General features: G+C 64.9%; 6 protein-coding genes and 1 pseudogene. All 7 read right to left on the bottom strand.

The window, feature by feature from the left end; all coding sequences use genetic code 11:
• Positions 1-116: 116 nt before the first annotated feature.
• The gene (locus AVHM3334_RS23035) at positions 117-818 is read right to left on the bottom strand and encodes an ABC transporter ATP-binding protein (RefSeq protein ID WP_284415781.1); all 702 of its coding nucleotides are present in this window, start codon (positions 816-818) and stop codon (positions 117-119) included.
• A 2-nt stretch (positions 819-820) separates the two neighbouring features.
• Positions 821-1,624, bottom strand: a complete 804-nt coding sequence (locus tag AVHM3334_RS23030) for an ABC transporter ATP-binding protein (protein WP_284415780.1) — start codon at positions 1,622-1,624, stop codon at positions 821-823.
• Entirely contained in the window at positions 1,621-2,937 is a 1,317-nt protein-coding gene (locus AVHM3334_RS23025) for a branched-chain amino acid ABC transporter permease (RefSeq protein WP_284415779.1), read from the bottom strand. Before AVHM3334_RS23025 ends, AVHM3334_RS23030 begins: the two co-directional genes overlap by 4 nt.
• 4 nt (positions 2,938-2,941) lie before the next feature.
• Positions 2,942-3,895, bottom strand: coding sequence for a branched-chain amino acid ABC transporter permease (locus AVHM3334_RS23020; protein WP_284415778.1), 954 nt, complete (start codon positions 3,893-3,895; stop codon positions 2,942-2,944).
• Between the two features lie 95 nt (positions 3,896-3,990).
• A complete protein-coding gene (locus tag AVHM3334_RS23015) occupies positions 3,991-5,226 on the bottom strand; it encodes a branched-chain amino acid ABC transporter substrate-binding protein (protein ID WP_284415777.1) in 1,236 nt (411 codons plus the stop codon).
• Positions 5,227-5,366: 140 nt separating this feature from the next.
• A complete protein-coding gene (locus tag AVHM3334_RS23010; protein ID WP_284415776.1) occupies positions 5,367-7,007 on the bottom strand; it encodes a 3-(methylthio)propionyl-CoA ligase in 1,641 nt (546 codons plus the stop codon).
• A gap of 117 nt (positions 7,008-7,124) precedes the next feature.
• Positions 7,125-7,251, bottom strand: a pseudogene (locus AVHM3334_RS23005) (transposase); the annotation flags it as partial.

Below are 7,251 nucleotides of genomic sequence, written 5' to 3'. Positions count from 1 at the left end.
AGCATGCGCATTTCTTCCAACACATTGTGGGCCAGGGTGCGTCCGTCTCTTTTCATGCCGTCAATGAAAGCACCGATCGCCGCTCTGCGCAAGAGAGTGTTCTCTAAGTTACTGACTTATGAGTAAACCTCCAGCCACTCCTTGCGCACGTAGCTGTTCTCGCGCAGACCTTGCGGGGTGTCTTCGAAAACGATGCTGCCGTGGCCCATGACCAGGGCGCGGTCGGAGATGGTCATGGCGATGGTGAGTTTTTGCTCGATGAGCAGCACCGAGATGCCGCGCGCCTTGATGACCATGAGGTATTGGCCCACGAGTTCGACGATCTTGGGCGCCAGCCCTTCGGTGGGCTCGTCGATGATGATGAGGTCAGGGTCGCCCATGAGGGTGCGGCACAGCGTGAGCATCTGCTGCTCGCCGCCCGACATGACGCCGGCTTCGGTGTGCTGGCGTTCCTTCAGGCGCGGGAACATGCCATACATGTCGTCGAAGGTCCAGCGGCTGCCTTTGCCCTTGCCTTTCTGGCCGAGCAGCAGGTTCTGGTGCACGGTGAGGTTGGGGAAGATGTCGCGGCTCTCGGGCACGTAGCCCAGGCCCAGGTGCGCGATCTCGTACGCCTTCTTGCCTTTCAGGCGCTGGCCTTTCCATTCGAGCGTGCCTTCCCAGTCCACCAGGCCCATGATGGCTTTGGCGGTGGTGGAGCGGCCCGATCCATTGCGGCCCAGCAGGGCGACGATCTCGCCGGGCTGCACGCCGAACGAGACGCCGTGGAGCACGTGGCTTTTGCCGTAGTAGGCATGCAGGTTGTCGATGTGCAGCATGGTCAGTGTCCTCCCGCCTGTTGGTCGGCCACGGTGGAGCCCAGGTAGGCCTCTTGCACGCGGGGGTTGGCGCGCACGGCTTCGGGCGTGTCGAAGGCGACGACCTCGCCGTAGACGACCACGGCGATCTTGTCGGCCAGGCCGAAGACGACGCCCATGTCGTGCTCCACGGTGAGCAGGGTGCGGCCCACGGTCACTTCCTTGATGAGGCGGATGAAGCGCGCGGTTTCGCTTTTGCTCATGCCGGCGGTGGGTTCGTCCAGCAGGATGACGTTGGCGCCGCCGGCGATGGTGATACCGATCTCCAGCGCGCGCTGCTCGGCGTAGGTGAGGTTCATGGCGAGCGTGTCGCGCTTCTTGTCCAGGCGGATCTGCTCCATGAGTTCGGTGGCGCGCTCGTTGGCATCGTGCAGGCGCGAGAGGAACCGCAGGAAGGTGTAGCGGTAGCCGAGGCTCCACAGCACGCCGCAGCGCAGGTTCTCGAACACGCTGAGCTTGGGGAAGATGTTGGTGATCTGAAAGCTGCGCGACAGGCCCATGCGGTTGATCTCGTACGGGGCCTTGCCGTCGATGCGCTGGCCGTTCAGCAGCACCTGGCCGCTGGTGGCGCCGAAGCGCCCGCTGATGAGGTTGAACAGCGTGGACTTGCCGGCGCCGTTGGGGCCGATGACGGCCACGCGCTCGCCGGGAGCGACGCACAGGTTGGCGCCGCGGATGATTTCCGTCTTGCCGAAGTTCTTGCGCAGGTCGCGCAGCTCCAGCGCGTAGGGGGTGTTCGGGTTGGGGGAAGTGACGGGATGCGTCATGCCGCGGCCCCCCGCTTGATGTCCAGCTCGATCGCTTCCTGGATGGCGCCCCATTGCCGGACGAACCGGCGCCGCACGGTTTCGAACAAAACCAGCCCGACGATCAGCACGGCGCCTGCCCCCAGCCAGCTCGACAGGGCCCGCGCGTTCAGCGTGGCACCGAAAAAGTTCATCTCAGGCCCGAGTGCCGCGTTGAGCTGCAGGTGGTAGGTCATCTCCACCATGCAGGCCGCACCGATGACCACGACCAGGGCCGTGATGCCGAGCGCGAGGTACGGTTTCCACAGCGGGCGCAGTCGGCCGTATTTGGCGATGCGCAGGTTCATCATGATCAGGCTGGCGATGCCACCCGGCGCATACATCACCATGAAGAGGAACACCAGGCCCAGGTACAGCAGCCAGGCCTTGGACAGTTCGGAGAGCAGCACCGAGGCGAAGACCAGCAGCACCGCGCCGATGATGGGACCGAAGAAGAAGGTGGCCCCGCCCAGGAAGGTGAACAGCAGGTAGCCGCCCGAGCGCAGCACGCTCACGCTGTCGGCCCCGGTGACGATCTCGAAGTTGATGGCGGCCAGCCCGCCGCCCACGCCCGCGAAGAAGCCCGCGATGATGAAGGCGTAGTAGCGCACGCGCTGCGTGTTGTAGCCGATGAATTCGACGCGCTCGGGGTTGTCGCGCACCGCGTTCAGGATGCGGCCGAGCGGCGTGCCGGTGAAGGCGAACATGAGCGCGGTGCACACGAAGCAGTAGGCCGCGATCAGGTAGTACACCTGGATGGCCGGGCCGAACGTGATGCCCATGAAGCCCTTGCCGTACACGCGGTCGGTGGTGATGCCGCCCTCCCCGCCGAAGAACTCGGGGAACATCAGCGCCATGGACGCGACCAGCTCGCCGATGCCCAGCGTGATCATGGCGAAGGTGGTGCCCGACTTCTTGGTGGTGACGAAGCCCAGCAGCACGGCGAAGAACAGGCCCGCGAGCCCGCCCACGATCGGAATGAAGACGAGCGGGATGGAAAATGCGCCCTTGCCCGCGAGGTTCATCGCATGGATGGCGATGAACGAGCCCAGCCCGGTGTACACCGCGTGGCCGAAGCTGAGCATGCCGCCCTGCCCCAGCAGGATGTTGTACGACAGGCAGATGATGATGAGGTAGCCGATCTGCGACAGCATGGTGAGCGCCAGGCTGCTGGTGAACAGCATGGGCGCCACGATGAGCGCCACCGCGAACAGGCCCCAGATGGCGATGCGCCCGATGTTGAGGGGCTTGAACCGGTAGGCCGGTGGCGATGAGGACGAGTTGTGGGAGCGCATGGGTTCAATCCTCCCGCGTGCCGAGCAGGCCCTTGGGCCGGAAGATGAGGATCAGCACCAGCAGCAGGTACGGCAGGATGGGCGCCACCTGCGACACGGTCAGCTTGAGCAGCGGCCAGCCGAAGGTCTGCTCGGTCACCGCCATGCCGACGGCGCGCAGCGCGTGTGCGAGCGAATAATCCAGCGCCACGGCGAAGGTCTGCAACACGCCGATCAGCAGCGAGGCAAGGAACGCCCCGGCCAGCGAGCCCATGCCCCCCACCACCACGACGACGAAGATGATCGAGCCGACCGAGGCCGCCATGGCCGGCTCGGTGACGTAGGTGTTGCCGCCGATCACCCCGGCCAGCCCGGCGAGCGCGCAGCCGCCGCCGAAGACGAGCATGAACACGCGCGGCACGTTGTGGCCCAGCGCCTCGACCATGTCGGGGTGCTTGAGCGCGGCCTGGATCACGAGGCCGATGCGGGTGCGGGTGAGCAGCAGCCACACGGACAGCAGCATGAGCAGCGCCACCAGCATCACGAACGAGCGCGACTTGGGAAACTGCGTGCCGTACAGCGTGAAGAGCGGACCCTGCAACTGCGTGGGCAGCCCGTAGGGCACGGTGGAGCGGCCCCAGACGAGTTGCACCAGTTCGAGGATCAGGTAAGACAGCCCGAAGGTGACGAGCAGCTCGGGCACGTGGCCGAACTGGTGCACGCGGCGCAGCGCATACCGCTCGAAGGCCGCGCCCAGCGCACCCACGAGCAGCGGCGCGACGAAGAGCGCCACCCAGAAGCCGACCAGGCCGGACAGCGTGTAGGCGATGTAGGCGCCCAGCATGTAGAAGCTGGTGTGGGCGAAGTTCAGCACGCCCATCATGCTGAAGATGAGCGTGAGCCCGGAGCTGAGCATGAACAGCAGCAGCCCGTAGCTGATGCCGTTGAGCAGCGAGATCGCGAAAAACTCAAGATTCATCGAAGGACAACGCCCGCACGGTTAAAAAAAGAGCCCGAGGTACCCCGGGCCCAAGGTCTCAGCAATGAAACTGAAAATCGGATCGGCCGGGCGGCTCAGGAAGGCCGCTTCATCTGGCACGACGTGGGCGTGCTGGCCACGTAGGGCTCGTAGTACTTCACGGGCACGAAGGTGTAGCCGGTATTTTCCGCATCGTTGGGGTACTTGCCGCCCGCCTTCTCCCACTTGGAGACGAACAGGCCCTGCTGCAGCTGGTGGTCGCTCTTGCGCATTTCGACCTCGCCGTTGAAGCTGTTGAACTTCATGCCTTCCAGCACCGGGGCGACCTTCATGGGGTCGGTGGACTTGGCCTTCACGAAGGCGGCATCCAGCATGGCGAAGGCGTGGTACACGGCGCCGGTGTACATGTCGTCGTTGAACTTCTTCTTGTATTCGGTGACCAGGCGGCCGATGTCGCCCGGCAGGTTCAGGTGGTTGTACGACACCATGTACACACGCCCTGCCGCTGCCGATCCCATGGCGGTGGGGCTGCCCGTCACGCCGCCGTAGTAGGTGTAGAAGTTGACGTTGGCCAGCCCCGCATCGTTGGCGGCCTTGATGAGCAGGGCCAGGTCGGAGCCCCAGTTGCCGGTGATCACGCTGTCGGCGCCGGACTGCTTGATCTTGGCGATGTAGGGCGCGAAGTCGCGCACCTGGGCCAGCGGGTGCAGGTCGTCGCCGACGATCTGCACGTCAGGCCGCTTGCGGGCGAGGTTTTCCTTGGCGAACTTGGAGACCTGCTGGCCGTGCGAGTAGTTCTGGTTGATGAGGTACACCTTCTTGACCTCGGGCAGGTCCTTCATGAAGGTGGTCATGGCCTCCATCTTCATGGAGGTGTCGGCATCCAGGCGGAAGTGCCAGTAGCTGCATTTGCTGTTGGTGAGGTCGGGGTCCACGGCGGCGTAGTTGAGGTACATCACTTCCTTGCCGGGGTTGCGCGCGTTGTGCTTTTCCAGCGCATCGATGATGGCGAGCGCCGGGCCGGAGCCGTTGCCCTGCACCACGTAGCGCGCGCCCTGGTCCATGGCGGAACGCAGCGCGCTGGTGGTTTCCTGCGGGCTGAGCTTGTTGTCGATGCCGATGATCTCGAACTTCACGCCGGCTGCGTTCTTCTTGTTGAACTCTTCCGCGAGGAACTGAAAGCTCTTGAGCTGGTTCGTTCCCACCGCGGCCATGAGGCCCGACAGGGGATCGAGCCAAGCGATTTTGACAGTGTCGCCCTTTTGAGCGAACGCGCCGCCAGAGCTTGCCAGGATTACGGATGCAGCTACAGCCTTGATAGCAAATCTCATCGCCTGTCTCCTCTTGAGTTCTGAATGGAACAGGCCGCAGCGTAAGGCACGGCACCGAGGAAATGCTCAGGGATTCACCCTATCCGCTATCCCGCATGCGACTGCGGGGCGGCCCGCTGGCCGCCCCCGCGCAGAGCGCTTCAAACGCCGGGCAGGCGGTAGTCCTTGAGCTGCTCGCGCAGCTTGGCCTTGAGCATCTTGCCGGTCGCGCCGATGGGGATTGCATCGACGAAAAGCACGTCGTCGGGCACTTGCCACGTGGCGGTCCTGCCGTCGTAGAACTGCAGCAGTTCTTCGCGGGTGACCTCGGCGCCGGGGCGCTTGACCACGGCCACGATGGGCCGCTCGTCCCACTTGGGATGGGGCATGCCCACGCACGCGGCCATGGCGACGGCCGGGTGCGCCATGGCGATGTTCTCGATGTCGATGGAGCTGATCCACTCGCCGCCGGACTTGATCACGTCCTTGCTGCGATCGGTGATCTGCATGTAGCCGTCGGGGTCGATGGTGGCGACGTCGCCGGTGGGGAACCAGCCGCGCCCCTGCGCATCGGGCACCAGCGGATCGCCCTCGCCACGGTAGTAGTTTTCGACGATCCACGGGCCTTTCACGAACAGGTCGCCGTAGGTCTTACCGTCCCAGGGCAGCTCGCGGCCATCGACATCGACGATCTTCATGTCCACGCCGTAGATCGCGCGGCCCTGCTTCAAGAGGATCTTCATCTGCTCGTCGCGCGGCATGGCGAGGTGCTTGTTCTTGAGCGAGCACAGCGTGCCCAGCGGGCTCATCTCGGTCATGCCCCAGGCATGCAGCACGCGCACGCCGTAGTCGTCCTGGAACGACTGGATCATGGCCGGCGGGCAGGCCGAGCCGCCGATCACCGTGCGCTGCAGCTTGCCGAAACGCAGGCCGCCGGCCTTCACGTGATTGAGCAGCATCTGCCAGACGGTGGGCACGCCAGCGGCGAAGGTCACGCCTTCGGCATCCATCAGCTCATAGACCGATTTGCCGTCCAGCGCCGGGCCGGGAAACACCGCCTTGGCGCCGACCAGCGGCGCCGAGTAAGGCAGGCCCCAGGCATTGACGTGGAACATGGGCACCACGGGCAGCACGGAATCGCCGGCCGACAGGCCCATCACGTCCGGCAAGGCGGCTGCATAGGCATGCAGCAGGGTCGAGCGGTGGCTGTACAGCACCGCCTTGGGGTGGCCTGTGGTGCCGCTCGTGTAGCACATGCTGGAAGCGGTGTTCTCATCGAAAGCCGGCCACTCGTAGGTATCGGGCGCGCCGGCGATCCACGATTCGTAGCTCAGCAGGCCGGGAATGCCGCTGTCGGCTGGCAACTGCGCCGCATCGCACAGCGCCACCCAATGCTTCACGGTGGGGCACTTGGCATGCACCGCCTGCACGATGGGCAGGAAGGTCAGGTCAAAGCACAGGACCTTGTCCTCAGCGTGGTTGATGATCCACGCGACCTGGTCCGGATGCAGGCGTGGGTTGATGGTGTGCATCACGCGCTCGGAGCCGCTCACGCCGTAGTACATCTCCATGTGCCGGTAGCCGTTCCACGCCAGGCTGGCCACGCGATCGCCGGGCGCCAGGCCGATGCCGTCCAGCACGTTGGCCAGCCGCCGCGCACGCACCGCCATGTCGCGGTAGGTGTAGCGATGGATGTCGCCCTCGACGCGGCGCGACACGATCTGCACGTCGCCATGGTGGCGTTCGGCGAATTCGATCAGAGTGGAAATCAGCAAGGGTTGACTTTGCATCAGGCCCAGCATGTTGGCTCCTTGGGTTGTCGTTGTGAATGGTTCCGCAGCATCCTACCGTGCGCCCTGCAAGGCGCACGCGAGCCGGCGGCCCGCGATGGGGCTGCAACTGTCGCCTGCTTGACAGCGGCCGCGTGCTGCCGTCTTGGTCTGCTGCAGCAAGCCGTTCATGGCCTCCACATAGGCGTTTGATCGCCCATCGAGCATGCCGCGTACCACGCCATGCAGCCGCTCGGTGAGGGTGGCAGCCAGCCGC

Origin of the sequence: Acidovorax sp. SUPP3334, assembly GCF_030159055.1 — a bacterium.
Lineage (GTDB): Bacteria > Pseudomonadota > Gammaproteobacteria > Burkholderiales > Burkholderiaceae_C > Paracidovorax.
The sequence above is the reverse complement of the archived record's forward strand: the minus strand, read 5'-3'. Positions and strand labels throughout refer to the sequence as shown.